This window comes from Mycolicibacterium rutilum, assembly GCF_900108565.1.
GTDB classification, from domain to species: Bacteria; Actinomycetota; Actinomycetes; order Mycobacteriales; family Mycobacteriaceae; genus Mycobacterium; species Mycobacterium rutilum.
Window position 1 is genome coordinate 1906589 of sequence record NZ_LT629971.1, and the last position, 24667, is coordinate 1931255.

The 24667-nt window shown below is 70.0% G+C and carries 27 protein-coding genes, 1 tRNA gene and 1 pseudogene; 11 read left to right on the forward strand and 18 right to left on the reverse strand.

All coding sequences use genetic code 11. From position 1 onward, the window contains the following. The first annotated feature begins 2 nt into the window (after positions 1 to 2). Positions 3 to 1337 carry a carotenoid oxygenase family protein gene (locus BLW81_RS09225; RefSeq protein ID WP_083406902.1) on the forward strand — a complete coding sequence of 445 codons (1335 nt, stop codon included), beginning with the start codon at positions 3 to 5 and terminating at the stop codon, positions 1335 to 1337. Here the strand turns inward: BLW81_RS09225 and BLW81_RS09230 are convergent. Continuing rightward, positions 1287 to 2267, reverse strand: coding sequence for an AraC family transcriptional regulator (locus BLW81_RS09230; RefSeq protein WP_083406903.1), 981 nt, complete (start codon positions 2265 to 2267; stop codon positions 1287 to 1289). The genes BLW81_RS09225 and BLW81_RS09230 overlap by 51 nt on opposite strands. An 87-nt stretch (positions 2268 to 2354) precedes the next feature. Between BLW81_RS09230 and BLW81_RS09235 the strand changes: the two genes are divergently transcribed. Next, a complete protein-coding gene (locus BLW81_RS09235; protein WP_083406904.1) occupies positions 2355 to 2849 on the forward strand; it encodes an anthrone oxygenase family protein in 495 nt (164 codons plus the stop codon). A gap of 9 nt (positions 2850 to 2858) precedes the next feature. On the opposite strand, the gene BLW81_RS09240 is transcribed toward BLW81_RS09235, so the two are convergent. Beyond that, complete coding sequence (locus BLW81_RS09240; RefSeq protein ID WP_083410417.1) at positions 2859 to 3494, reverse strand: TetR/AcrR family transcriptional regulator; 636 nt, start codon at positions 3492 to 3494, stop codon at positions 2859 to 2861. A gap of 188 nt (positions 3495 to 3682) precedes the next feature. Here BLW81_RS09240 and BLW81_RS09245 point away from each other — a divergent pair. Further along, a pseudogene (locus tag BLW81_RS09245) lies at positions 3683 to 4238 on the forward strand (DUF998 domain-containing protein). Position 4239: 1 nt separating this feature from the next. Here the strand turns inward: BLW81_RS09245 and BLW81_RS09250 are convergent. Continuing rightward, positions 4240 to 5076 (reverse strand): RDD family protein, encoded by an 837-nt coding sequence (locus BLW81_RS09250; protein ID WP_083406905.1) that lies wholly within the window; start codon positions 5074 to 5076, stop codon positions 4240 to 4242. A 29-nt stretch (positions 5077 to 5105) separates the two neighbouring features. Between BLW81_RS09250 and BLW81_RS09255 the strand changes: the two genes are divergently transcribed. Then, positions 5106 to 6098, forward strand: coding sequence for a stage II sporulation protein M (locus BLW81_RS09255; RefSeq protein WP_083406906.1), 993 nt, complete (start codon positions 5106 to 5108; stop codon positions 6096 to 6098). Here BLW81_RS09255 and BLW81_RS09260 read toward each other — a convergent pair. From BLW81_RS09260 to BLW81_RS09280, 5 genes are read right to left on the reverse strand one after another with little or no spacing between them, the layout of a single operon-like run. Further along, complete coding sequence (locus BLW81_RS09260) at positions 6095 to 7417, reverse strand: DUF58 domain-containing protein (RefSeq protein ID WP_083406907.1); 1323 nt, start codon at positions 7415 to 7417, stop codon at positions 6095 to 6097. The genes BLW81_RS09255 and BLW81_RS09260 overlap by 4 nt on opposite strands. After that, on the reverse strand, positions 7417 to 8397 hold the full coding sequence (locus BLW81_RS09265; RefSeq protein ID WP_083406908.1) for an AAA family ATPase: 981 nt from the start codon (positions 8395 to 8397) through the stop codon (positions 7417 to 7419). Before BLW81_RS09265 ends, BLW81_RS09260 begins: the two co-directional genes overlap by 1 nt. Next, on the reverse strand, positions 8394 to 9545 hold the full coding sequence (locus tag BLW81_RS09270; protein WP_083410418.1) for a DUF4350 domain-containing protein: 1152 nt from the start codon (positions 9543 to 9545) through the stop codon (positions 8394 to 8396). The genes BLW81_RS09265 and BLW81_RS09270 overlap by 4 nt, the downstream gene beginning before the upstream one ends. Then, positions 9542 to 10195 (reverse strand): DUF4129 domain-containing protein, encoded by a 654-nt coding sequence (locus BLW81_RS09275; protein WP_083406909.1) that lies wholly within the window; start codon positions 10193 to 10195, stop codon positions 9542 to 9544. Before BLW81_RS09275 ends, BLW81_RS09270 begins: the two co-directional genes overlap by 4 nt. A 1-nt stretch (position 10196) precedes the next feature. Then, positions 10197 to 11372, reverse strand: coding sequence for a DUF7847 domain-containing protein (locus tag BLW81_RS09280; RefSeq protein WP_173839590.1), 1176 nt, complete (start codon positions 11370 to 11372; stop codon positions 10197 to 10199). Between the two features lie 93 nt (positions 11373 to 11465). On the opposite strand from BLW81_RS09280, the gene BLW81_RS09285 reads away from it, so the two are divergent. The 3 genes from BLW81_RS09285 to BLW81_RS29595 are packed head-to-tail and all read left to right on the forward strand — an operon-like array spanning position 11466 to position 13133. Further along, the gene (locus BLW81_RS09285; protein WP_083406911.1) at positions 11466 to 11930 is read left to right on the forward strand and encodes a GatB/YqeY domain-containing protein; all 465 of its coding nucleotides are present in this window, start codon (positions 11466 to 11468) and stop codon (positions 11928 to 11930) included. Between the two features lie 42 nt (positions 11931 to 11972). Then, the gene (locus BLW81_RS09290; protein WP_083406912.1) at positions 11973 to 12959 is read left to right on the forward strand and encodes an LLM class F420-dependent oxidoreductase; all 987 of its coding nucleotides are present in this window, start codon (positions 11973 to 11975) and stop codon (positions 12957 to 12959) included. A 12-nt stretch (positions 12960 to 12971) separates the two neighbouring features. Further along, positions 12972 to 13133, forward strand: a complete 162-nt coding sequence (locus tag BLW81_RS29595) for a hypothetical protein (RefSeq protein WP_173839591.1) — start codon at positions 12972 to 12974, stop codon at positions 13131 to 13133. Here BLW81_RS29595 and BLW81_RS09295 read toward each other — a convergent pair. After that, a complete protein-coding gene (locus BLW81_RS09295; protein ID WP_083406913.1) occupies positions 13130 to 13810 on the reverse strand; it encodes a phosphodiesterase in 681 nt (226 codons plus the stop codon). The genes BLW81_RS29595 and BLW81_RS09295 overlap by 4 nt on opposite strands. Positions 13811 to 13944: 134 nt before the next feature. Between BLW81_RS09295 and BLW81_RS09300 the strand changes: the two genes are divergently transcribed. Beyond that, positions 13945 to 14640, forward strand: coding sequence for a HemK2/MTQ2 family protein methyltransferase (locus BLW81_RS09300; RefSeq protein ID WP_083406914.1), 696 nt, complete (start codon positions 13945 to 13947; stop codon positions 14638 to 14640). Beyond that, on the forward strand, positions 14637 to 14864 hold the full coding sequence (locus BLW81_RS09305) for a CDGSH iron-sulfur domain-containing protein (RefSeq protein WP_173839592.1): 228 nt from the start codon (positions 14637 to 14639) through the stop codon (positions 14862 to 14864). The genes BLW81_RS09300 and BLW81_RS09305 overlap by 4 nt, the downstream gene beginning before the upstream one ends. On the opposite strand, the gene BLW81_RS09310 is transcribed toward BLW81_RS09305, so the two are convergent. Then, positions 14844 to 15863: an iron-containing redox enzyme family protein gene (locus BLW81_RS09310; protein WP_173839593.1), complete on the reverse strand. Its 1020-nt coding sequence runs from the start codon at positions 15861 to 15863 to the stop codon at positions 14844 to 14846. The genes BLW81_RS09305 and BLW81_RS09310 overlap by 21 nt on opposite strands. A gap of 139 nt (positions 15864 to 16002) precedes the next feature. On the opposite strand from BLW81_RS09310, the gene BLW81_RS09315 reads away from it, so the two are divergent. After that, entirely contained in the window at positions 16003 to 16248 is a 246-nt protein-coding gene (locus tag BLW81_RS09315; protein ID WP_083406916.1) for a hypothetical protein, read from the forward strand. A 52-nt stretch (positions 16249 to 16300) separates the two neighbouring features. After that, positions 16301 to 17092, forward strand: a complete 792-nt coding sequence (locus tag BLW81_RS09320; protein ID WP_083406917.1) for an ESX secretion-associated protein EspG — start codon at positions 16301 to 16303, stop codon at positions 17090 to 17092. On the opposite strand, the gene BLW81_RS09325 is transcribed toward BLW81_RS09320, so the two are convergent. The 8 genes from BLW81_RS09325 to ponA2 all read right to left on the reverse strand — a co-directional run bounded on the left by BLW81_RS09325 (position 17071) and on the right by ponA2 (position 24647). Continuing rightward, a complete protein-coding gene (locus tag BLW81_RS09325) occupies positions 17071 to 17814 on the reverse strand; it encodes a hypothetical protein (RefSeq protein ID WP_083406918.1) in 744 nt (247 codons plus the stop codon). The two genes, BLW81_RS09320 and BLW81_RS09325, sit on opposite strands and share 22 nt — an antisense overlap. Continuing rightward, on the reverse strand, positions 17811 to 19181 hold the full coding sequence (locus tag BLW81_RS09330) for a hypothetical protein (protein ID WP_083406919.1): 1371 nt from the start codon (positions 19179 to 19181) through the stop codon (positions 17811 to 17813). Before BLW81_RS09330 ends, BLW81_RS09325 begins: the two co-directional genes overlap by 4 nt. 5 nt (positions 19182 to 19186) lie before the next feature. After that, complete coding sequence (locus BLW81_RS09335; protein ID WP_083406920.1) at positions 19187 to 19471, reverse strand: WXG100 family type VII secretion target; 285 nt, start codon at positions 19469 to 19471, stop codon at positions 19187 to 19189. A gap of 148 nt (positions 19472 to 19619) precedes the next feature. Beyond that, positions 19620 to 19693, reverse strand: a tRNA-Pro gene (locus BLW81_RS09340). Between the two features lie 85 nt (positions 19694 to 19778). Continuing rightward, entirely contained in the window at positions 19779 to 19922 is a 144-nt protein-coding gene (locus BLW81_RS29310) for a hypothetical protein (protein ID WP_157897639.1), read from the reverse strand. A 128-nt stretch (positions 19923 to 20050) separates the two neighbouring features. Continuing rightward, complete coding sequence (gene cds1, locus BLW81_RS09345) at positions 20051 to 21160, reverse strand: L-cysteine desulfhydrase Cds1 (protein ID WP_197680361.1); 1110 nt, start codon at positions 21158 to 21160, stop codon at positions 20051 to 20053. Next, positions 21157 to 22116: a metallophosphoesterase gene (locus BLW81_RS09350; RefSeq protein WP_083406922.1), complete on the reverse strand. Its 960-nt coding sequence runs from the start codon at positions 22114 to 22116 to the stop codon at positions 21157 to 21159. Before BLW81_RS09350 ends, cds1 begins: the two co-directional genes overlap by 4 nt. Before the next feature lie 68 nt (positions 22117 to 22184). Next, positions 22185 to 24647: a transglycosylase/D,D-transpeptidase PonA2 gene (ponA2, locus tag BLW81_RS09355; RefSeq protein WP_083406923.1), complete on the reverse strand. Its 2463-nt coding sequence runs from the start codon at positions 24645 to 24647 to the stop codon at positions 22185 to 22187. Between the last annotated feature and the right edge of the window lie 20 nt (positions 24648 to 24667).

Genomic DNA, 24667 nt, shown 5'->3' on the forward strand with positions numbered 1-24667 from the left:
TCATGACCGAGACCTCGGATTCCACGCTGTTCGGCACCGATCAGTTCTTCCAGACCGGCAACTACGCGCCGGTCGCCGATGAGCTGACCGCCCACGACCTGCCGGTGCAGGGCGCCATCCCCGCCGACCTCGACGGCTGGTACCTGCGCAACGGACCCAACCCGCGGCAGGCCACCGCACACTGGTTCACCGGCGACGGGATGATCCACGGCGTGCGGATCGAGGGCGGCCGCGCCCGCTGGTACCGCAACCGCTGGGTCCGCACCGACAGCTTCATCGACCCGTTCCCGCTCTACAACGCCGACGGAACCCGCAACCTGCGGGCCAGCGTCGCCAACACCCACGTCGTCAACCACGCCGGCAAGACGCTGGCGCTGGTCGAGTCGTCGCTGCCGTACGAGATCACCAACGACCTGGAAACCGTCGGCGCCTACGACTTCGGCGGCAAGCTCGTCGACTCGATGACCGCACATCCGAAGATCTGCCCGACGACCGGCGAACTGCACTTCTTCGGCTACGGCAACATCTTCACGCCGCACGTCACCTATCACCGCGCCGACGCCAATGGCGAGCTGACCGTCAACCGGCCGCTCGACGTGCCCAAGTTGACGATGATGCACGACTTCGCGCTGACCCCGTCGTACGTGATCTTCATGGACCTGCCGATCGTGTTCGACCTCGACATCGCGATGACCGGCGAACGGGACATGCCCTACCGGTGGGACGACGACTACGGCGCCCGCTTCGGGCTACTGCGCCGCGACGACCCGTTCGGCGAGGTTCGTTGGTTCGACATCGACCCGTGTTACGTGTTCCACGTCGCCAACGCCTACGAAGCAGACAACAGCGTGGTGCTGCAGGCGGTCCGCTATCCCGAACTGTGGCGCGGCACCAGCGGTTTCGAGGCCGACGGTGTGCTGTGGACGTGGACGATCGACCTGGCCACCGGACGGGTCAGTGAGCGTCAGCTCGATGATCGCGCCGTCGAGTTCCCGCGCATCGACGACCGGTTGGCGACGCTGCCCGCGCGCTACTCGGTGGCCGTCGGCGACGGGAAGCTGCTGCGCTACGACCTGAGCACCGGCGACGCCGTCGAGCACGGCTTCGGACCGGCGGACGCCGCAGGCGGCCCGGGCGAGGCGGTGTTCGTGCCGTCCGCGTCGGGACCGGCCGACGAGAGCAGCGGCTGGTACCTCGGCTACGTCTACGACCCGGTGCGCGACGGCAGCGACCTGGTGATCATCGACGCCGCCGATTTCGCAGGCCCGCCGGTAACGAGAATCCAACTACCGCAACGCGTCCCGTACGGCTTCCACGGAAACTGGATCGCCGGCTGAGCGGATGCCCGCCCGGTAGCCATTCGGGCTGACACCGTAGGCGCGTTTGAACGCACTGCTCAGCGCGAACGGCGTGCGGTAGCCGACCTGCCGGGCGACCGCCGTGATCGTCGCCTCGCCGGAGGCGAGCAGGTCGGCCGCCATCGCCAGCCGCCAGCCGGTGAGGAATGCGATCGGGGGTTCACCGACCTGATCCGTGAACCGGCGCGCCAGCACTGCGCGCGACGAGCCAACGGCGGCAGCGAGATTCGCGACAGTCCACGGATGCGCCGGGTTGTTGTAGATGAGTTTGAGCGCCGGACCGACGATCGGGTCGCGCTCGGCATGCCACCATGCGGGCGCGTTACCGTCGCGGCCGAACCAGGTCCGCAGTGCCGCGACCAGCAGCACGTCTAGCAGCCGGTCGAGGTAAACCTCTTGCCCCGCACCGTCGTAACCGGCCTCCTCGCTGAGCAGCCCCACCAGCGGGCAGTCCCACTCGTCGGCGCGGATGACGACCACCTGGGGTAGCGCGTCGAGCAGTCGCGCGCTGACCTCGCTGCGGCCCTCGTAGGCGCAGATCACCGATCGCGTGCTGCCGCGGCGGCTGTTGCCCCACGTGCGGACCCCGAGTGCCATCTCGATGGCGAGCGACTCGCCCGACACCGTCGTGCAGCGCTGGCCGGGATGGATGACGACCATCGGTGGGGTGGCCGGATCGTCGGCGTAGACATAGCGCTGGGTGCCGCGGGTCAGGGCCACGTCGCCCGCGTGTAGCCAAGTGGTGCCGGTGGATTCGCCGATGAGCGCGGCGCTGCCGTGCGTCTGGCAGATCACGGTCAGCGGTGCGTCGTCGCGGACGCTCATCGCCCACGGCGGATCCATCATCATCCGCAGCACGAACGCCCCGCGGGCGCGTACCCCGTCGAGCAGACCCACCACGGCGTCCACGGGGCGAGCCTAACCGCAGACGCTCGCGTATGCGGCCGGGACGGACAGCGATGGTCCGCGGCGCCGGCGAGCACTTCACTGGATGACATGAACAGCAACCTCTTCGCCACCGTCACGTCGCTGGCCGCCCTCGCCGTCGCCGCGGCCGCCGGGATGATGTACGTCTTCTCCACGTTCGCGATGCGCGGCCTGGACCGCACCGGCCCGGTGTCCGCCCTGACCGCGATGCGCGGGATCAACACCGAGGCGAACACCAACGCGGCATTTCTGTTGGCCTACTTCGGCGCCGCCGTCCTCGCCGTGGTGGCCGGCGGCTTCGCGCTGACCAGACTGGGGCAGCCAGGTGCGGTGTGGGTGCTGGTCGGCGCGGCGCTCGCGCTACTCGCCGCGGTGATCACCGTGGCGTTCAACGTGCCGCTCAACAACCACCTCGAAGGCCTGGACCTCACCCGCCTGTCGGCCGACGACATGGCCAGGGAATGGAGCGCATACCTGTCGACGTGGTCGGCGTGGAACCACGCGCGGACCGCTGCCGGTGCGCTCGGGGCCGTGCTGATGACCGTGGGCGTGCAGCTGCGGTGAGCCGGCGGATCACCGCGCCGGCGTGCGGTATGCGGCGAGGAACACCGACACCGCGGCGCGGACCGTGCGCTCGACATCGAGGTCGGCCAGCACGTCGGGCCCGCCGTAGAACAGCGCCTGGTCGATCCACCGGCCGACGATGAGGAACGCCAGCTGATCGGCGGCCACATCCGGATCGGGCACCCGCAACAGTCCCCGGTCGTGCAGCTTGCCCAGCGCCTCGGCCCATGCCGCGAGTGTGCGGGCGGGCGCCTGCTGGTGGTACTGGCGCGCCAACTCGGGGAGTCGGTTGGCCTCGGCCACGATCAGCCGGCGCAGCTGCACGACGGGCGGCTGCAGCACCGCGCGCAGATAGTCCGACCCCAGCGCGGTGAGGTCGGGCTCGAGGTCGTCGGTGTCGGCCAGCGCCGCGATCCGGCCGACGATCGGCGCGACCGTGCCGGCGACCGCGTCGTCGACGATCGCCCGCAGCAGTTCCTGTTTGTCCCCGAAGTGCTTGTAGACGGTCTGCTTGGACACCTCTGCCATGGCGGCGACCTGGTCCATGCTCGTGCCCTGGTAGCCGCTGCGCAGGAACAGCGTTCTGCCCGCCTCCAGGATCGTCGCCCGTTTCCGGGCCGACCGTCCTAGCACTGCCTCCGTCATCTCCACCTCCGCTCAGTACTGGACAGTCTAGTTTCGGTGCGGGTACTGTACCGTCCAGTTTGATTCTGACGAGAGGGTCGGCCATGACGACGACTGACTGCCCGCCGTTGGCCGTCCGCGTGACGAAGTCCCTGCTCGGATACGGCGTGATCGCCGGACCGATCTACGTGGTGGTCGCCGCCGCGCAGATGTCCACCCGCGCCGGCTACGACCCCACGCGCCACGCGGTCAGTCAACTCGCCAACGGCACGCTGGGGTGGATTCAAGTCGCCAACTTCCTTGTCACGGGCGCGATGACGGTCGCCGCCGCCGTCGGGGTCCGCCGGGCACTCGGTGCGGGACGCAGATCGGCATGGGCGGGGGGCACTGCTGGCGGTCTACGGGGTGGCGCTCATGGGCGCCGGCGTCTTCCGTGCCGACCCGTCTGACGGCTTTCCGCCCGGCACACCGCCGGGTATGGGTGAGGTCAGCTGGCACGGGCTGGCCCACTTTGCCGTCGCCGCAGTGGGATTCGCCGCGCTGATCGCGGCGTGCTTCGTCATCGGCGGGTGGTTCACGCAGCGCGGGGACACGGCGTGGGCGTGGTTCTCCCGGGTCACCGGGGCCGTGTTCGCGGCGAGCTTCATCGGCCTGTCGTCCGGATCCGGCGGCGCGGCAGCGGTTCTGGTGTTCACCGCGGCGGTCGTACTGGTGTGGGCCTGGCTGTCGGCGGTGTCGATCACGCTGTACCGCCGCGTGCGCTGACTCAGCCGGGCGGGGCGAACCCGCCGGACGTGTGCGGGGTGGGCGCTGGCACCGGCTGCCCCGGCGGCGGTGGCGGTGGCGCGGCGGGCGGCTGGAGCCGGGCCAACTCCCGGCGGTGCCGCTCGGCCAGCACGGCGGCGAGCACCAGCTGCGGCGGTGTCCCCGGTGGTGGCGGCGGGGAGATCTGCGCGATGACCTCGGAGGTGATCCGGTAGGCCATCTGATCCCGCACCACCGGATCCAATTGGGCCGCGCGGGTGAGGAATTGGCGCGCCAACTCGGCCTGCTCGGGGCGCAGCCCCGACAGTTGCAGCGACGACGCCCACCAGGCCAGGTGCGGCGGCATCGGCGGCGGAGCGGGCATCCGTGGCGCGCGTTCGCTGATCACGACGGTGCCGGCGAAGATGTCGCCGAGGCGTTTGCCTTTGGGGGAGAGCAGGCTGCAGATCACCGCCGGCCCGCCGGTGAGCAGCCAGATCTCCACCACACCGGCAAGTGCGCGAAAGAAGGCCTGGCGGAACCGTTCTGGACCGCCGTCCTCGGACACCACCCGCAATCCCATCGCCATCTTGCCCAGTGACCGGCCGCGGGTGGCGGTCTCGAAGATCAGCGGATAGCCCAGCACGGCGAGCGCGGTGAAGATGGTCAGGATCGCGGCCGACAGTGCGGTGTCGAACTGGGTGAGCGTCAGCGTGTAGAGCAGCAACCCGATCACGTACAGCAGCGCGATGACCGTGACGTCGATCAGCGCTGCCACCGCGCGGACCGGCAGTTGGGCGATCTGGATGTCGAGGACCACCGCGTCACCGGTCACCACGGGTTCTTGCTCGCGGACCATAAGCGTCCACGCTACTAGGATCGCGAGGCGTGGATGTCGACGCGTTCGTGCTGACGCACCGCCCCACCTGGGATCGGCTCGAAGCGCTGATCAAGCGGCGCAAGCACCTCACCGGGGCGGAGGTCGACGAGCTGGTCGACCTGTATCAGCGGGTCTCGACGCACCTGTCGGTGGTGCGCACCAACTCGACCGACGGGGTGCTCGTCGGCAGGCTCTCGGGCCTGGTGGCGCAGGCGCGCTCGGCGGTCACCGGTGCGCACGCGCCGCTGTGGCGCGAGTTCGTCCGGTTCTGGACGGTGGGCTTCCCGGTGGTCGCCTACCGCGCCCGGTGGTGGTGGCTGAGCACGGGTGTGGTGTTCCTGGTGCTGTCGGCGGTGATCGCGGTGTGGGTGGCAGGCAGCCCGGAGGTGCGCGCCACGATCGGCACCCCCGACGAGATCGACCAACTGGTCAACAATGACTTCGCCTCGTACTACAGCGAGCACCCCGCGGCATCGTTCGCGTTGCAGGTGTGGACGAACAACGCGTGGGTGTCGTTGCTGTGCTTGGGGTTTGCGGTGCTGCTCGGCATCCCGATCCCGTACATTCTGCTGCAGAACGCCGCCAATCTCGGGGTTAACGCGGGCCTGATGTTCGGCGCGGGCAAGGGCGACATCTTTCTCGGTCTCATCATCCCGCACGGGCTGCTCGAGCTGACCGCCGTGTTCGTCGCCGCCGGCGCGGGCATGCGGCTGGGGTGGACGGTGATCTCGCCCGGGCACCGGCCGCGCAGTCAGGCCCTGGCCGAGGAGGGCCGCGCCATCGCGGCGGTGGCCGGCGGGCTGGTCGCGATGCTGTTGGTGTCGGGACTGATCGAGGCGCTCGTCACGCCGTCACCGCTGCCGACCGCCGCCCGGATCGCGATCGGGGTGGCCGCCGAGATCGGCTTCCTGGTGTACGTGTTCCACTTCGGCAGGCGCGCGGTGCGGGCCGGCGAATCCGGGGATCTCGAGGACGCACCGGACGTCGTGCCGACGCGTTAGAGCCGCCCGGCCGCCTTCAACGCCAGGTAGTGATCGGCCAGCGCCGGCGCGAGGTCCTCCGGTGCGGCGTCGACGACATCGACGCCGCGTCGCCGCAGCCGCGCCGCGATCTCCGCGCGTTCGTTGCGGGTCCGTTCGGCCGCGCCCGCGTCATACACCTGCGCAGCGTCGGCCCGGCCCGCGGCGAGCGCGGCCACTCTGGGGTCGGCCACGGCCGCGATGAGCACGGTGTGCTTGGCGGTCAGCTGGCCGAGCACCGTCATCAGCCCCTCGTCGAGCGACGAGGCGTTGAGGTCGGTCAACAGCACCACCAGGGCGTGCCGTCGCACCCGGCGCTGCACCGCGGCGACCATTGCGCCGGCGTCGGATTCGATGAGCGCGGGCTCGATCGGCGCCATCGCCTCGACCAGGCGGGTGAGCAGTTCGGTGCGGGACGCGTTGACGACCCCGGCCCGCAGCTCGCGGTCGTGGGCCAGGAGATCGACGTGGTCACCGGCGCGCGACGCCAGTGCCGCCAGCAGCAGGGCGGCGTCCATCGACCAGTCCAGCCGCGGCCACCCGGACGGATCGACGGCGGTCGGGTCGACCCCGACGCGACCCGCCGAGGTCCGGCCGGTGTCGAGCACGATCACCACGCGTTGATCCCGTTCGGGGCGCCACGTCCGGACCACCACGTCGGCCCGGCGTGCCGAGGCGCGCCAGTCGATCGAGCGGACGTCGTCGCCGATCACGTACTCGCGCAACGAGTCGAACTCGGTGCCCTGCCCGCGGATCAGGAGCGGCGTCGTGCCTTCGAGTTCCCGCAGCCGCGCCAGCCGCGACGGCAGGTGCTTACGCGACAGGAACGGCGGCAGGATCCGCACCTGCCACGGCACCCGGTGTGACCGCTGCCGTCCCGCGATGCCGAGCGGGCCGAGTGAGCGCACGGTGATCAGCGCCGACTCCTGATCACCGCGCCGCACGGGATGCAGGATGGTGATCAACTGAACCCGTTGTCCGGCAGCCACTTTGACCGGATGGGTGCGGGGCTCGGCGCGGGCGCTGGGCGGCCACGCGTCGCGCACGACGCCCCGCAGCCGCCGCGATCCGGTGTTCTCGACCTGCAGCACCGCATCGACGCGCTGACCCAGCCGCGCGGTGACGTCGCCGGACCGGGTGAAGGTCAGCCGCCTGGTGCTGCCGGCCAGGGCCGCGTCGAATCCGGCGAGCACCACCAGTCCGGCCAGCAGGACGACGAAAGTCGTTGCCGGCCAGGGCGACACCGCGATCGGCAGGACGCAGAGCCCGGCGATCAGCGCGGCACGTCCGGTGAGGACCACTACTGCGGCACCGGCACTGCCGCGAGGATGCCGTCGAGTACGCCGTCGGGCGTGGCGCCCTCGAGTTCGGCCTCGGGCCGCAGTTGGATCCGGTGCCGCAACGTCGGCCGTGCCATCGCCTTGACGTCGTCGGGCGTGACGTAGTTGCGGCCCGACAGCCACGCCCAGGAGCGGGCAGTGCCCAGCAGCGCGGTCGCCCCGCGCGGCGAGACACCCAGCTGCAGCGACGGCGAATTCCGGGTCGCGACAACCAGATCGACGATGTAACCGAGCACCTCCTCGCCGACCAGCACCTGCTGGACCGCCTCGCGGCCGGCGTTGAGCTCGTCGGCGCCCGCGACCGACGTCACGGTGGACAGATCCCGCGGATCGAACCCGTTGGCGTGCCGATCGAGGATCGCGACCTCCTGTTCGCGGGTGGGCAGCGGCACGTGCAGCTTGAGCAGGAAGCGGTCCAGCTGCGCCTCGGGGAGCTGATAGGTGCCCTCGTACTCGATCGGGTTCTGGGTGGCGGCCACGATGAACGGTTCGGGCAGCGGACGCGCCTCGCCCTCCACGCTGACCTGACGTTCCTCCATCGCCTCCAGCAGCGCCGCCTGCGTTTTCGGCGGTGTCCGGTTGATCTCGTCGGCCAGCAGCAGGTTGGTGAACACCGGGCCGGACCGGAACTCGAACTCGGCGGTGCGCGCGTCGTAGATGAGCGAACCGGTGACGTCGCCGGGCATCAGGTCCGGGGTGAACTGCACCCGCTTGAAGTCCAGTTGCAGCGCTGCGGCCAGCGTCCGCACCAGCAGGGTCTTGGCGACGCCCGGTACTCCCTCGAGGAGAACGTGGCCGCGGCACAGCAGCGCGATGACCAGCCCGCTGACCACCGCGTCCTGGCCGACGACGGCCTTGGCGATCTCGTCGCGCAGTGCCAACAACGCGGTCCGCGCTGCGTCCTGGTCTTCGGCCGGCTTACTGGGCTCTGGCTCTGTCACGACTGTGCGACCTGCCTTTCGATGTTGTCGAGTTCACGTGCGAGGTGGACGAGTTCGGTGTCGTCGGCGGGCGGCGGACCGAACAGGGTGTGTGTCACGGTCTGCTGGTCGATGCCGCAGTGTGCGCTGACCGCGACGGCGACGGCGGCGGCATCGGCGTTGGCGCCCAGGCCCAGCCGGGGCGTCAACCGCTGCAGCGCGGCGGCGCGCAGGGCGTCGGCGGCGCTGTCGCGGGCGCGTCGGGACCGGTACAGCCGGCCGCGGCCCTCCACGGTCTCCGAGGCCCGCACCACCACGGGCAGCCGCTCGGCGACCAGCGGGCCGACCCGCCGCACCTTCCATGCGGCCAGCAGCGCCACCACCACGACCAACTGCCACAGCAGCCAGGTGACCTGGTCGGGCACCAGGTCGGTCAGCGTGGCACCGCCCTCGGCGGCGCCCTCGGTGAATTGCGGTGCGTACCAGATCATCCGGGGGTTGGTGCCGGCCAGGTTCAGCGCCAGCGCGGCGTTGCCCTCCTTGAGCAGCCCGCCGTTGGTCATGAATTCGGAGTTGCCGACGACGGTCACGTCGCGGCCGTCGGCGGTGTACCGGACCAGGGCGCCCCCGTAGCAACGGGTGAGCGGGGTTTCGTCGGCGGCCTCGTAGGCGTCGGCGCCGCCGAACTGCACCGCACCGGCGCGCACCGCCTCGCGCAGGTCGCAGTCCGGGCGTCCGCCGCCGCCGAACACGGCCCCGGCGCCCATCTTCAGGTGCGGCGCCAGCGCTTCGCGGGTCCGCGACATCGGTTCGACGAGAAGGCGGTTGCCCGGCAGCGCGCCGATGCGCGCCAGGATCGCCTCGTCGACGAGGTGATAGGTCTGCGCGACGATCAGCAGCGTGTCGGGCTGGGCGGCCGCCTCCACCGCCGCGACATCGGGTGCTTCGACGACGTCCACACCCTGCTCGCGCAGCAGTGTGATGAGCGCGCGCGCCCCGTTGGGGGAGGTGGCGGTGGGATCCAGGTGCCCGCCGGGCCGTGGCGCGGTGAAATAGGCTGTGACAGCGCCTAATCCGACGATGACGGCCAGCCCGAGCAGCACCCAGCGGGCGCTGCGCCAGCGTTGCCGGGCGGTCGGGCCGACGGCGGTGTCGCCGCGCGTGCTCATCGCACCTCCGCCCATGCCGCGGGCGCCGCGGGCGCGGGCACGTCCGGGTCCGCGGCCGGGGCGCGCGCACCCAGGTGTTCGTCGAGGTCTGCGATGGCTCGGTAGGCGGACTCGGTGCCCGGCCGCTCGCCGTAGGTGACGTCGTTGAAAGCAGTTGCCGCCGTGGTCAAATCGGTGCCGAGGTGCGGCAGCTCGCGGCCGGCGTCGCGCGCGAGTTCGGTGGCGGTGCGGCCGGGCACCGGGTCGAGCACGCCGGTCTCCTCGAGGCGACGCGCGACGGCGCGCAGCCGGTGTCGGATCGCTGCGGCCCAGTCGCCGTCGGCGGCGGACCGCTCGGCGGCGCGGCGGTGCTCGGCGGCGGTCATGGTGTGCGTGTCGAACAACGCGGGGTCCCGGCCGCGGCTGGTCCGCACGGCGCGGCGCGCGGTACGGATCGCGATCAGTACGGCGAGCACCAGCAGCACGCCCAGCACCGAGATCGTCAACCAGCCGCCGGGCACCGTCGCGCCCTGCGAGGCCAGGCGGTAGATCAGGTCGTCGATCCAGTCGCTGAGCTGGTCGGTCAGCGACGCCTTGGGGTAGATCGGCTTGGCGAGTTCGCGTTGCGCTGCGTCGTGAGCGGCATCGCCGTCGATGTCTATCGGAGGCACGTCAGTTGGGTCGGGTCAGCCAGAGGTGGTCGGTGGAGTCGGACGGGGCGGCGGGACCGTGGGCGGCACCGGTCTGAAGTATCAGATCGAACGCCTCGCTGCGAATCCGGCCGTCGGTGTACTGCAGCACCACCACCCCGGCGCTGAACGGCGCGGTGATGATCTGGCTGATCGCCCCGCCGACCGCCAACAACACCAGCGCGAGCAGCGCCAGTGACGTCGTCTCCGCCGCGAGCAGCATGATCTGCCCACCGAGGCTGAACGGGATCGCGACCGCGCTCGCGATCAGCTGCGCGACGATCAGGGCCAGCACCCGGATCCCCAGCACCCGCCAGAAGTCGCGCTTGACCAGTTTGAACGACCGAGTCACGGCGCTGATGATGTCGAGCCGTTCGAGCACGATGATCGCCGGGGTGAAGGTCAGGATCGTCCCGAAGTACAGCAGCGCGGCAATCGTCGCCACCACCAAGGGAATCCCGATCACCGCGGCGGCCAGCCCACCCGCGGCGAACGCAACCCAGAAGATGAGCCCGACCGCGACCGCGATCAGCAGCACCGCGGCGAGCACCTCGAGGACGGTGAAGCCGATCAGCGCCCACAGCCGGCCCCGAAGCCGTTGCCACGCTTCGCCGATCGTGATGCCCGAACCGAACACCGCCCTGCCGACGACCACGGTCAGCAACCCGCTCAGCAGGATCGACGCCAGCCCGGTAGCGATGGTGGCCGCCAGACTCGACAGCGACGAGCTGATCAGCACGCCGGTCGAGACCTGCTCGCCGGTCAGCGTCGGCGTCAGCTCTCCGCCGGCGGCCAGCGGTCCCACGGACAGCAGCAGCGCCAGCAGCTGGGTGATCACCACGACGATCGTGGTCAATCCGAGGGTGGCCTTCGGGTTGGCCCGGATGTAGGCCACCGCGCCGTTGAAGATGTCCGACAGTGTCAGCGGGCGCAGCGGGATGATCCCGGGCTTGAGCGGCGGGGGCGTCCACGGCGCGTACCCGCCGTAGCCGGGCGGCGGCCCGTAACCGGGCGGGGGGCCATAGCCGGGCGGCGGTCCGTAGCCCGGCGGCGGTCCGTACCCGGGCGGCGCGTAGCCGTACGCCGGGGGATAGCCGGCCGGCGGCGGGTGCGGCGACGGCGGGCCTGCGGTACCGGACCCGCCGGCGTCGGTGCTCATGCGCACCATCCTGTCGAGGACGGTGCGAATTGACAACGTCGTCGGGGGGTCGGTGAAGGCCCCTGGCGCGTGGGCGCGGCGTAGCTTTGGCTCATGGCGGATCTCAAGGAACGGTTGCGGGCGGACCTGACGGCGGCGATGAAATCGCAGGACAAGCTGCGCACGGCCACGCTGCGGATGCTGCTCACCGCGATCCGCAACGAGGAGGTCTCGGGCAAGGAGTCCCGGGAGTTGACCGACGCAGATGTGCTCAAGGTGCTCGCTCGAGAGGCCAAGAAACGCGGCGAGTCCGCCGAGATCTACACGCAGAACGGTCGCGGCGAGCTGGCCGCCAATGAGCACGCCGAAGCCAGGATCATCGACGAGTACCTGCCGACCCCGCTGACCGAGGCCGAGCTGGCCGACGTCGCCGACACGGCCATCGCGCAGGTGGCCGAACAGCTCGGGGAGCGGCCGGGACCCAAGCAGATGGGTCTGGTGATGAAGGCCGCGACCGCGATCGCCGCGGGCAAGGCCGACGGCGCCCGGTTGTCGGCCGCGGTCAAGGCCCGGCTGTGACGCCGTCGTTTTCCTCGTAGAAGCCCCGGGTACCCCGCGCTCATGACGCGGTTCGGTTACACCCTGATGACGGAGCAGAGCGGGCCTAAAGAGCTTGTCCGTTATGCGGTTTCGGCGGAACAAGCGGGTTTCGACTTCGAGGTCTCCTCCGACCACTACTTCCCGTGGCTGTCGTCTCAGGGCCACGCGGGCTATGCCTGGTCGATGCTCGGCGCCGTCGCACACGCCACCGAACGCGTCGAACTGTTCACCTATGTGACCTGCCCGACGATGCGCTACCACCCGGCCATCGTCGCGCAGAAGGCCGCCACCATGCAGATCCTCGCCGACGGCCGGTTCACGCTCGGCCTCGGCAGCGGGGAGAACCTCAACGAGCACGTGGTCGGCAAACGCTGGCCGACCGTCGCGCGCCGGCAGGACATGCTGCGCGAGGCGATCCAGATCATCCGCGAACTGTTCACCGGCGAACTCGTCGACCGGAAGGGCGAGTACTTCGAGGTGGACTCGGCGCGGCTGTGGGACCTGCCCGAGACACCGGTCGCCATCGCCACCGCGGTCTCCGGTGAGCGTTCGGTCGAGACGTTCGCGCCGCTGTCCGATCACCTGATCGCCGTGCAACCGGACAAGAGTCTCGTCGATGCCTGGCACGACGCCCGGCGGGCCACCGGGCTGCCCGGCGATGTGCGCGTCGTCGGCCAGATCCCGATCTGCTGGGACACCGACCGCGACGCCGCCGTGGCGCGGGCGCACGACCAGTTCCGCTGGTTCTCCGGCGGCTGGGCGGTCAACTCCGACCTGCCGACCACCGCGGGCTTCGACGGGGCCACCCAGTACGTGCGCCCCGAGGATGTCGCGGAGTCCATTCCGTGCGGCCCGGACCTCGACGCGATCGTCGAGGCGGTCAGCGCGTACTGGGAGGCCGGGTTCACCGACATCGCGCTGGTGCAGATCGGCGACGAAGGCCAGGAGCAGTTCCTCAAGGAAGCAGCGACGCCGCTGCTGGACAAGCTGCGCAGCGCAGCCAATTAGAAGGGACCAGGGATGCCCACCGGTAAAGGGATCTACGACGACGACGACGCCGACGAGCGCGCCAAGAAGAAGGCGCAGCGCACCGGGCCGACGGACGAAGGCGGCGACGGCGGCATGGCGACCCGGGAGAACGCGCCGGACGTCGCCGAGTCCGGCGGCGAACCCACCGCCTAGGTGTCGGGGCCCTCGCCCCGGCCTTCACGGCTGCGCCGGTACGCCGAGCGACGGAAGTCGCCGAGCCAGCGCGGCGCGAGCTCGACCTCCGGATCGCTGTGCATGGCCGGGTCGAACGCGATGTCGTCGGTGCTGGGGTCGACGTGGCGCAGCGTCAACCGCGCGAGCGGACGGAACCCGCCGGTCGGCGGGGCCTGCTCGATGGTGAACACGACACCGTCCGCGGAGATCGCCTCTTCGACGGCCGCCAGGGACAGGCCCGGTCCGTCCACGCCGGACGCCAGCCGGGCCCGGACCCACCACAGCCGGTTGTGATAGCGCAGCGGCATCAGGCTGGAGAACGTCGCGCCCGTCCACGAGGCGGTCGGCGCCAGCCCGATGCGGCTGCCGGCGAGCGTCGACGCCAACAGCACGTCCCACGGGCCGCACGACCGCAGATCCGGTGGCGGCGGGATGCGAAACGCCAGGCCGGCGACATCCGGGGCGGCGCCCGGCAGCCCGACACCCTTGGAGACGCGGGCGATGACGTCGCAGGACTGCATGGGCAGCCCCTCGTCCTCGGGAGCGACCCGCTCGAGGATTCCCTCGGCCATCACCCCCGAGGGATGGAACAGCCGGCGGTTGCGAAGGGCGGCGCCGAAACGGATCGGCAGCGCGGCGATGTCTGAGGCTTGCACGAAAGCTGGGTGCCCGCCGGATGGCCTGGTAAAACGGCCGCTCGCGTTTAACACCGCCGAGACAGGGCATTAATCCGAGGCAGTGCTGCGCCGCATCAGGCTGCTGCAGCCCAGGATTTTGTCGAAAGGCCGATGTGACAACCGCATACACCGATGTCCGCGATCCGGTTATCGCCGACCAGGGCGTTTACGTACCGCAAGAAGATTCGCGACTGCTCATCGATGTCATGGACAGCGCCGCACTGGCGCGCGGTCGGCACGTCGTCGACCTGTGCACCGGAAGCGGCGTCGTCGCCATCGGCGCCGCAGCGCAGGGCGCCGCATCCGTGACGGCGTTCGACATCTGCCCCAAGGCCGTGCGCTGCGCGCGGTCCAACGCGCTCGCCGCGGGCGTCGACGTCGACGTGCATCGCGGGTCCTGGGCCAGGGCAGTCGAATTCGGCCCGTTCGACCTGGTGACCTGTAACCCGCCGTATGTGCCGCACGATCCGTCCGCCGACTGCGAGCCGCTGCCGGACTATGTGGGTCCCCCACGCGCCTGGGACGCCGGCTACGACGGCCGCCTGGTGCTCGACCCGCTGTGCGAGGCGGTGCCGCAGATGCTCGCCCATGGTGGTTCGCTGCTGTTGGTGCAGTCGGAGTTCGCCGATCCGCGGCAGACGCTGGGCGCACTCGCCAGCTGCGGACTCGACGCTGAAATTGTTGCCCGCCAATGGATTCCGTTCGGTCCGGTGCTGAGCGCACGCGCCGAGTGGCTGGAGGAGACGGGCCGTCTGGAGCCCGGCCGCCGCGAGGAGGAACTGCTGGTGATCCGGGCGGACAAGCCGTGACCGACGCCGAACCGCGCACCGTGCGGGTCGTGCCGAACGGCCCGCTGATGGTGCAGGGCCCGGTGCGCATCGAGATGCCCGACGGCAGCGTCGTGTCCTCGGACCGCTTCATGGTGGCCATCTGCACCTGCCGGCGCAGCAAGGATTACCCGATGTGCGACACCAGCCACCGGTGCCGCTCCCGGGTGCCGTCCCAGAAGGCGTCAGCCGAGCGGTCGGCGTAGCGACGACCGGTTCTCGGTCCAGCACGCCATCACGTGGTCGGCCAACCGGTCCTCGACCACGTCGCGGGCGCGGATACCGAACACCACATCGCGGTCCAGGTGCGGCTCCCTGGCGACCAGGTCGCCCACCACGTCGGTGCGCACCACCTGCTCGTGCACGGCATCGGCGACGACGTGCTCCTGGTAGAACGCGACGCACGTGTCGGGAGCGCCGAGGCGCTTGAGCCCCTCGACCAGCCGGCGCGACCCGGGCGAGGACGTGATCTCCGTCGACGCGAAGTGCCCGATCGATGCGCCGCGCAGCTCGCGGTGCAGACCGAACAGCGACATCAGGTTGACCGACGCCAGCGCGTCGGCGGGCACGTTGTCGAGATAGCGCAGATACGTCGAGTCCAGCCCGGCGGCGTCCATCAACTGTGCGTACAGGTGCTGGTGCACGTGATCGCCGCGCCCGCCGCCGAATTCGTCGAACTCGACCGCGACGAACGCGGCCTTCGACTGCCCGGACAGGCGGGGGATCGTGAACGCGTGCGGGTCGCCCTCCTTGAGGTGGTACACCGAGCGGTGCACGAAGTACTCGACCATCTGCTCCCAGGTGCCCTTGTCGCGCAGGTAGTAGGAGGGACCCTCACCGTCGACGGGCTCGACCGAGAGCTTCTCCATCTCGGCCTCGGCGGTCTCGTCCTCGCCGATCTCGCCGACATCGTGGCGCACCGCGCTCAGGAACGCCTCCTCGAAGCGTCCGCGCAGGTGCAGCAGCGCCGGGTTCCACTCCCATCGCGGATTCACTCCGGCAAAACCGCGGTAATGCAGTTCATAGCAGATGTAGAGGGCAAGCTGAAGGTCGAGGCCGTAGGGGTCGGCCTCGCACATCGGAACATCGATCGGCCGCACGTGCAGTGCGGGCCGACCTCGCTGAAGGAGGTCGATTATCGCGGCGGACAGCGGCCCGACGGCCTTCGGCAGCGCAGGTTCGACAAGCGTCGACGGAAGAGTCACGCCCATGCGATACCCGAGTCCGGGCCGGTCAAACACGTATGCCCCGGTCAGGGCGCGGACGTGCACGAATGCGGCTTGTTTGGATTTAAAGTAGGAGGGGTAATTCGCCTACAACGTCGTGGGCCGAGGGGGCGATGACATGTTCACCGTTGAACTTCTGATGAGTCTGTACCTGTGTGGTTGGGCGATTGTGTCGCTCGGCCTCTACTTCGCAGGTCGGCGATTCGCGGTGACCGGTGCCGCCGCCGAGCACCCGGTTCTGCTCAGCCTGGCCGGCGGCATGGTGTGGCCGCTGGTCGTCATCGGGGTCATCGAGATGAGTTCGGTGGTGGTCTACACGAAGGTGCAGAACAAGCCCGGTCCGGGCGTCGGCATTCTCGCTTGATTCCACCGCCTCACCGCTGGCCGATCGCGCGGCCGGTTGCAGAATAGGGGTCATGAGCTACGAGTGGCTGGGCCGGGTCGCAGTGGTGGACCTGGAGGCGGCGTGCGCACTCTTCGGCTACGACATGCTGCCGGCGCCGCTGGGACGCAGCCGGCCGGTCGGGTCTGTCTGGCTGCTCACCAGAGACGTCGCCCCGATCGAGGATCGGCTACACGACGGGGATCTGCGCGGCGTTCGTGCATGGGTGGAATCCGTTGTGCGCGCTGACGTTCACGTCGAATGCACGGTTCACCGCTTCGAGGACGACGGTCCGGATCTTCGGGTGCACGGCCTGCGTGCGGGAGAGTCGTGCTTCATCGGGGTGCAGACCAGGGATGCCGACGGTGTCGACGTCGTCGACATTCACGGCGTCTCCGCGGGAGCGTTGGCCGCGGCGGTCGTGGACGCGGTCGGGTTGACCGGTGCCGGTGTCCGCCAACGCATCGCGGTGCCCGGCAGCGGGGATCGTCTCCCGGACACACCCGAGTTGCTCGACGAATACGACGATTTCGGCTTCCTGATCCCGGGCGCCGAGGTTGCGGCGGTGCCCGTCGTCGAGAGCGGTGACGTGACGGCGACCGGGACGGTGCGGGCGCGGTGCGATCCGGCACGATACTGGGGCGCGGATGCCGACCGACGGGTCCTGCAGTGGGTGCAGGTCGACGGCGACGGGGATTATCTGTACGAACCCGGCGACTCGGGATACGCCGAACCCGTCGACGCCGAGACGTTGACCTCCTACCTCGACGGCCTGATCGCCGACGAACTCGACGTCGTGCAGCGCTATTCCGCGACGCAGCCCTGACCGAGGCGCTGCAGGGCGCGGCCGTCGCCGAGCTCGTCACGGTGTTGCGGGTGGCGCCAGTAGAAGCGCACCCATTCCCGCAGCGCCGCAACGTCTCCGGTGATGGCGTCGGCGATCAGCACCGCGGTGCGGCCCTTCGGCAACGCGAACACGATCACTTCGTTGAACGGCTTGCCGCCCTTGGCGGGGTGGTCCGTGATGTCCTCGATCTCGTCCCAGGTGCCGCGGCGCAGTGTGCCCCACTGGCCGTTCCACACCTCGAAGCCGGCCGGGTCGACGCGCAGATGGCCGCCGCCGCCGTGTCTGGCCATCCGGTACAGCGTCGGCGCGCCGAACAACACGAGCGCGACGCAGCCGCCGGGGACGGCGAGTTGCATGACCCCGGTCGGGACGTAGTCGACCATGCCCAGCGGGGCGAAGATCAAATACAGCACCGCGGCCACGAAGACCGTGCCGGTGGCAAGGACGAACGCCGCATCCACGAAGCGACCGGGACGCAGAATCGTTCCCGCCGAACCACTTTCGAGGCGCGGTTTGGCTTTGCCCACCGTCGTGGCGAGGAAGTACGTCGCGAAGCCGACGGCCCAGACCGTCACGCCGCACACGATGAGCGCCGTCAGATAGCTCCCGCGCAGCAACCACAGCACGGCCCACACGCCGGTGAAGACACCGACTCCGAGCAACGCGATCGAGAGCACGACCGCCCGTGCGGATCCTCTCATCGCGGACAGAACGTGTTGCCGATCCAGTTGCCGAGCGCCGTGCCGCCGCCCCCGGCGACCAACGCGACCGGGACGGCGACCCACGGCCCGGCTCCCGACGTCGCGATGCCGGCGATGGTGCCGGAGGCCAGCGAGGTCGCGCCCTCCGCTGCGGCGACACAGCGTTCGAAGCCGGAGTCGGCGACCGCCACGTCCCACAGCGCGGTCGCGACGCTCAGGCCCGGGCCGCCGTACTTGGCGCCGACCTTGACGTGTTCGAGCGCTTCCTCGCTCAGCATCGGTATGCCCTTGCCGGCCTGCGCGTCCAGTCCGGTGATCGCGGCGTCGGTGGCGGTCAACGCCGGGTGGTTGAGCAGGTTCACCGGCACGTCCGCTTGGCGGCCGTCCGGCGTCGTGACGGTGGCGCTCCTGCGTCCGTCCGGACGTTCGATGAAGGTGGTCAGGGTGCCGTCGGCCATCCTCACCGTGGTCACCTTCGCGTTCGCCATGTCGTTCCTGGCGAATTCGGTGTAGGTGACCGAACTCGTCTCCGACACCAGCTTTCCGTTCTTGTCGATGTGGCGTTCGACGACGGACGGGCTGCGGTCGGAGAAGTCGCTCTTGGTGTGGGCCGTCCTTTCGTGCCTACTGCCGTCCATCATGTAGATGGTCGTTTTCGTGTACAGCTCTTCCCCGGTGACCGGGTCGTATTTGGTCTCCACCTTCGTGTCCCGCACCGTCTGGCCCATCTCCGCGTCTCGCAGCGTGCCCTGCTGGATGGTTCCGACCGGGCTCAGCGGATTGGGCACTTCGTCGCCGGGTTTCTGGGCGCCGGGGACGATGACGCTCATCGGGTCGTTCGGGTTGGGCGGCTGGAATCCGTGTGGCTTCGCGGCGGCGTGGATCGCCGCGGCGGTCTGCTCGTCGGCGTTGCCGACGCCCAGCAGCAGGGTGTTGACGGTGACCTGTTCGGCCTGGGCCCGCCGCTCGAGCTCCGCGGCCTGTTCGGCGGTCATCTGCGCGCCGGTGATCATCACGACCCACTGCTCGCTGACGTACAACTGGCCGGTCATGTCGATCTCGTCGGCCTTGTTCAGCAGCGACGTCCTCGCGCCGCCGATGGTGCCGGCACCGTTGGCGAGCGCTTCGCCGACCGCGGTGGTGTAGGTCGTGAACTCCGCGGTCTGCTCGCTCGCCCGCTCGAACATCCCCGTCGCCGCCTGGTGCGCAGGACCCGACCACGCCTTGGTGTCCGGCATGGTCTTGATGTTGGTGCTCATCGTCGTCACGGCGCTGTCGACGGCCGCGCCCGCGTCCGCGACGGCCTTGCCCGCGAACGTCAGCGAATCGGGATTCCAGCGTTCCAGCCGGGATCGGGAGGGCAGCACGACGTTTAGAAGATCTTCCCGAAGCTGCCGGCCAAATCCGCGTCGGTCACCTCGTAGGTGTTGCCCGCGCCCCGCACCGCGGTGCCCATCTCGCTGACGCCGGCGGCGATCTTGTCGGCGATCTCCTTGACGTGGGCGCCGACCAGGCGGGTCGCCCACTGCGTCGTCGATCCGTCCAGGCCGTCGGCGGCCGTGGCGACCTTGGTGCCCACGTCGGCCTCACGGATGACGCCGGCCGCGATATCCACCTGGCCGGCGAAGGCACGCAGGATCTCGGGGTCGACTTCCACTGGATTCTCCGTTCGACGGATGGGTACGACGCGGGCTGTAGAAAAGCCTAATTCAGTGCAGCAGTAGGTCCGATCGCCAATTCCGCGGACAGCAAGAAGGCCCCGAACCGGATCACCGGTCGGGGCCTCTCACTTGCGGACACACGAGTCGGGGTGGCGGGATTCGAACCCACGACCTCTTCGTCCCGAACGAAGCGCGCTACCAAGCTGCGCCACACCCCGCGTGAAGCCACGACAGCCTATCGCACCTGCCGGGCGGGAAGCCAAACGCCTTCCGGCCCGGAGCTGGCGGTCGGTGCGCCGAGATCTACACCAGGGCTGTGGCCGAGCGCCTGACCACGACCCTGGTGTCGATCTCGCGGTATTCGCGGCTGCGCGGCCCGGCCGGCGTGAGTCGCACGTCACGCCACGTGCGGGGAAGCGCCGGATTGTCGGTGGCGTTGTTCATCATGAGATCAACCGTGGAAGCGAGGACGAGATGACTGGTCTGGGCGCATCGATCTACCTGGGTTTCTTCGCGTTTGCCGCGCTGTGGCTCTTCCTCACCTCGGACGCCCCGCTGACCGGCGGCGCCGACGATCAGGGCCAGCGGCCCGAGCGTTCGAAGTCGGTCAGCGCCGACTCGAATGCCGAGGGTGCCAGCCCCTGGCTGGTCAGCCACTCGTCGCAGAAGTAGGTGTCGGCGTAGCGGTCACCGCTGTCGGCCAGCAGTGTGACCACCGAACCGCGACACCCCTCGGCCTTCATTTCCGCCAGTAGCCCGAACGCTCCCCACAGATTCGTCCCCGTCGACGGGCCGACCCGTCGGCCCAGCACCTTGCTCGCGTGCCAGGCGGCCGCCACCGACGCGGCGTCGGGCACCACGACCATGCGATCCACCACCCCGGGCAGGAACGACGGTTCCACCCGCGGCCTGCCGATGCCCTCGATCCGCGACGAGCTCCCCGTGACGACGTCCGGGTCGTCCTGCGCGTAGGCGGGGAAGAACGCGGAGTTCTCCGGGTCCACGACGCACAACCGGGTGGCGTGGCGGCGATACCGGATGTAGCGGCCGATCGTCGCGCTGGTGCCGCCGGTGCCCGCGCCGACGACGATCCAGTCCGGGACCGGGTGCGCCTCGTCGCGCATCTGCTCGAAGATCGACTCGGCGATGTTGTTGTTGCCGCGCCAATCGGTCGCGCGTTCAGCGTTGGTGAACTGGTCGATGTAGTGCCCGCCGGTCTCCTCGGCCAGCCGCTCCGCCTCGGCGTACACCTGGCTCGACTCATCGACGAAATGGCAACGGCCACCTTGGGATTCGATGAGTGCGATCTTGCTGGCACTGGTCGAGGACGGCATCACCGCGATGAACGGCAGGCCCAGCAGCGCGGCGAAGTACGCCTCGGACACCGCGGTCGAGCCCGACGACGCCTCGATGACCGTCGTGTGCTCGTCGATCCAGCCGTTGCACAACGCGTACAAGAACAGCGACCGCGCCAGCCGGTGCTTGAGGCTGCCGGTGATGTGCGTCGTCTCGTCCTTCAGGTACAGCTGCAGCCCGCACCTCTCACCCCAGGCCGACGGCAGCGGATACCGCAGCAGGTGGGTGTCGGCGCTGCGCCGGGCGTCGGCCTCGATCAGCCGCACCGCGTTGTCCACCCACGTGCGTGGCTGGCTGCGGTCCGCGGTGGTCGACGCCGGCCGGCTCACCGCACCGCGACGCTGGGATGCGACTTACCCGCCCGGGTGTCGGCGTCCCGGCCGCCGGTCGGCGCGGCGACCAGGGTCAGCAGCGTGGCCTCGGGCCGGCAGCAGAACCGCATCGGCGCGTACGGCGACGTGCCGATCCCGGCCGACACGTGCAGCTGCATGCGCGCGCCCCACCGCGACGGGCCCTTGACCCGCGACCGGTCCAGCTCGCAGTTGGTGACGATGGCGCCGTAGAACGGCAGACACAGCTGGCCGCCGTGGGTGTGGCCGGCCATCACCAGCTGGTACCCGTCGGCCGCGAACCGGTCGAGCACCCGGGGCTCGGGCGAATGGGTCAGTCCCAGAGTCAGATCCGCTGCCTGACTGGCCGGGCCGGCGATCGTGTCGTAGCGGTCCCGCGTGAGGTGCGGGTCGTCGACGCCGGCCACCGCGATGTGCACGCCGCGCACCTCGAGCTCGCGACGCGTGTGGGTCATGTCGAGCCAGCCGCGTTCGGTGAACGCCGCGCGCAGGTCCTGCCACGGCAGCGGCTCGCCGTGGATGCGGTGCGTCGGCCGGGTGAGGTAGTTCATCGGGTTCTTCGGCCGCGGGCCGAAGTAGTCGTTGCTGCCGAACACGAACAGCCCGGGCACCGACAACAGCTCCGACAGCGACTGCACCACCGCGGGCACCGCCTTGGGGTGCGCGAGGTTGTCGCCGGTGTTGACCACCAGGTCCGGCTCCAGGCTCGCCAGGTCTCGCAGCCAAGCCTGCTTGCGCCGCTGCCCGGGCCGCATGTGGATGTCGCTGATGTGCAGCACCTTCAGCGGCGCCGAGCCCGGCGACAGCACCGGCATGGTCAGCTCGCGCAGGACGAACGCGTTGCGCTCGATCAGCGAGGCGTAGCCGATGCCGGCCACCAGGGCGCCGGTGGCCGCCGCGGCGGAGTTCTTCAAGACCGTCGAACGGGCAGACATGTGCCCGAGCCTACTGCCAGAGGCCCGCCGTCACCGCCTTCGGACGGCCCGGCGTGCGCAACTGCACATCACGGCGGCGGTGGCGGCGCGGGCGGCGGCGGTGGTCCGAGCACCGGCACCGTGATCGGCGGCAGGCCGGGGATCTGCACCACGGTCTGCCCGACCGGCGCCGGCAGCCCCGGAATGCCGGGGATCTCGCCGGCCGGCGGCGGCGGAGGTGGTGGCGGGATGCCGTTCGAGACCTGCAGCGTGATGATCGAGCCCGGCACCGTCTGTCCGGACGGCGAGGTGCCGACGACCGCGCCCGAGGGCGCCGAGCTGTTCACCGAGTTCGCCTGGTCGGCGACCTGGAAGCCGGCGTCGCGCAGCCGCTGGCGGGCGGTGTCCTGCGTCAACCCCGACACGCTGGGCACCCGCGAGCCGGGCCCGCCCTCGACGAAGCGCGGGTCGGTCGGCGGCAGGTTGACCTCACCGAAGTTGGTGGCGATCGGTTTCATCGCGGCGAACCAGGTCCGGGCGGGTTCGTTGCCGCCGAACAGATCTCCGTAGCCGCACTTGCGCAGCGGGAACGAGCACAGCTCGCCCGGCGAGGTGGAGTCGTCGTAGATGTAGTTGCCCGCGGCGAGCTGATTGGTGAACCCGAGGAACGCCGAGGAGCGGTGCGCCTCGGTGGTTCCGGTCTTGCCCGACATCGGCAGGTCCCAGCCAACCGAGCCGGCCGCCGAGGCGGCGGTGCCTGCACCCTGGTCGTCCTTGCTCAGCGCGGTCGCCATCGTGTTGGCCAGCCCCTCGGGCACGGCCTGCTCGCACGTCTCGGTGGTGACGGCGACCTCCTCGCCGTCGCGGTCCAGCACCTGCGTGATCGGCGTCGGCGGGCACCACACGCCGCCCGACGCCAGCGTCGCACCGACGTTGGAGAACTCGAGGGCGTTGACCTCGATCGGGCCCAGTGTGAACGAGCCGAGGTTCTGCCGCTTGATGAAGTCGGCGAGGCTCTCGTTACTCTCCGGGTCGTAGTCGCGCGCGGTGCCCGGCAGCGCGTAGGACCGCAGGCCCAGCCGCACCGCCATGTCGACGCTGCGCTGCACACCGACCTGCGAGATCAGTTTGGCGAACGCGGTGTTGGGCGACGTGGCGAGCGCGTCGGTGATGTTCATCGTGCCGCGGTAGCCGCCGGCGTTCTTCACGCACCAGGTCGCGGCTGGGCAGCCCGGGGTGTCGCTGCTGCCCAGTCCCTTGGCCTGGAACTGCGCGGGCACATCGAGCTGCGCGTTGATACCCATGCCCATCTCCATCGCCGCGGCGACGGTGAAGATCTTGAACGTCGACCCGGCACCGTCACCGACGAGCGAGAACGGCTGCGGCTGCATGGTTTCGTTCGCGTCCTGGTTCAGGCCGTAGGTCCGGCTGCTGGCCATCGCCAACACCGGATGCGACTCCTTGCCGGGCCGGATCACGCTCATCACGCTGGCCACGCCGTTGGCGTCGGCGGGGGCGAACTGGTTGACCGCCGCCTTGACCGGGCCCTGCACGTCGGGGTCGAGCGTGGTCTTGATCAGGTAGCCGCCGCGCGCGACCTGCTCCTTGCTGATGCCCGCGCGGGCCAGGTACTCGAGCACGTAGTCACAGAAGAACGCGCGGTCCCCGGCGGCGATGCAGCCGCGCGGCAGTTCCTTCGGCTGCGGCAGCACGCCCAGCGGCTGCTCCTTGGCCGCCCGCAGCGCCTCGGCCTCGGCCGGGATGTTCTCGATCATGGTGTCGAGCACCAGGTTTCGCCGGGCCAGCGCACCGTCGGGATTGGTGTACGGGTTCAGCGTGCTGGTCGACTGCACCATGCCGGCCAGCAGCGCCGCCTGCTGCCAGTTCAGCTCCGAGGCGTTGATGCCGAAGTAGGTCTGCGCGGCGTCCTGCACGCCGAAGGCGCCGTTGCCGAACGACACCAGGTTCAGGTAGCGGGTCAGGATCTCGGACTTGGTGAACGTCTTGTCCAGCGTCAGCGCCATCCGGATCTCGCGCAGTTTGCGCGCGGGCGTCGTCTCGATCGCGGCGCGCTTCTCGGCGTCGGTCTGCGCCACCACCAGCAGTTGGTAGTTCTTGACGTACTGCTGCTCGATGGTCGACCCGCCGCGGGTGTCGAGGTTGCCCGACAGGTACCCGGACAGCCCGGTCAGCGTGCCCTGCCAGTCGACGCCGTTGTGCTCGGCGAACCGCTTGTCCTCGATGGAGACGATCGCCAGCTTCATGGTGTTGGCGATCTGGTCGCTGGGCACCTCGAAGCGGCGCTGGTTGTAGAGCCAGGCGATGACGTTGCCCTTCGCGTCGACCATCGTCGACACCTGGGGCACCTCGCCCTCGACCAGTTGCGCCGAGCCGTTCGCTACGACGTCGGAGGCCCGGTTGGACATCAGGCCGATTCCCCCGACCACGGGGAACATCAGCGCGGCGGCGATCACGCTGGCGAGCAGAACGCACCACGCGAGCTTGATGACCGTCACCGCGCGCGGCGGAGGAGACGGTTGGCGCTCCGGCATGACCTACAGACTAACGACGT

Coding starts and splice junctions, on each gene's coding strand:
- BLW81_RS09225 (WP_083406902.1), top strand. CDS start 3: ATGACCGAGACCTCGGATTCCACGCTGTTCGGCACCGATCAGTTCTTC.
- BLW81_RS09235 (WP_083406904.1), top strand. CDS start 2,355: ATGAACAGCAACCTCTTCGCCACCGTCACGTCGCTGGCCGCCCTCGCC.
- BLW81_RS09240 (WP_083410417.1), bottom strand. CDS start 3,494: ATGACGGAGGCAGTGCTAGGACGGTCGGCCCGGAAACGGGCGACGATC.
- BLW81_RS09250 (WP_083406905.1), bottom strand. CDS start 5,076: ATGGTCCGCGAGCAAGAACCCGTGGTGACCGGTGACGCGGTGGTCCTC.
- BLW81_RS09270 (WP_083410418.1), bottom strand. CDS start 9,545: ATGAGCACGCGCGGCGACACCGCCGTCGGCCCGACCGCCCGGCAACGC.
- BLW81_RS09280 (WP_173839590.1), bottom strand. CDS start 11,372: ATGAGCACCGACGCCGGCGGGTCCGGTACCGCAGGCCCGCCGTCGCCG.
- BLW81_RS09285 (WP_083406911.1), top strand. CDS start 11,466: ATGGCGGATCTCAAGGAACGGTTGCGGGCGGACCTGACGGCGGCGATG.
- BLW81_RS09290 (WP_083406912.1), top strand. CDS start 11,973: ATGACGCGGTTCGGTTACACCCTGATGACGGAGCAGAGCGGGCCTAAA.
- BLW81_RS29595 (WP_173839591.1), top strand. CDS start 12,972: ATGCCCACCGGTAAAGGGATCTACGACGACGACGACGCCGACGAGCGC.
- BLW81_RS09315 (WP_083406916.1), top strand. CDS start 16,003: ATGTTCACCGTTGAACTTCTGATGAGTCTGTACCTGTGTGGTTGGGCG.
- BLW81_RS09320 (WP_083406917.1), top strand. CDS start 16,301: ATGAGCTACGAGTGGCTGGGCCGGGTCGCAGTGGTGGACCTGGAGGCG.
- BLW81_RS09325 (WP_083406918.1), bottom strand. CDS start 17,814: ATGAGAGGATCCGCACGGGCGGTCGTGCTCTCGATCGCGTTGCTCGGA.
- BLW81_RS29310 (WP_157897639.1), bottom strand. CDS start 19,922: ATGATGAACAACGCCACCGACAATCCGGCGCTTCCCCGCACGTGGCGT.
- BLW81_RS09350 (WP_083406922.1), bottom strand. CDS start 22,116: ATGTCTGCCCGTTCGACGGTCTTGAAGAACTCCGCCGCGGCGGCCACC.
- ponA2 (WP_083406923.1), bottom strand. CDS start 24,647: ATGCCGGAGCGCCAACCGTCTCCTCCGCCGCGCGCGGTGACGGTCATC.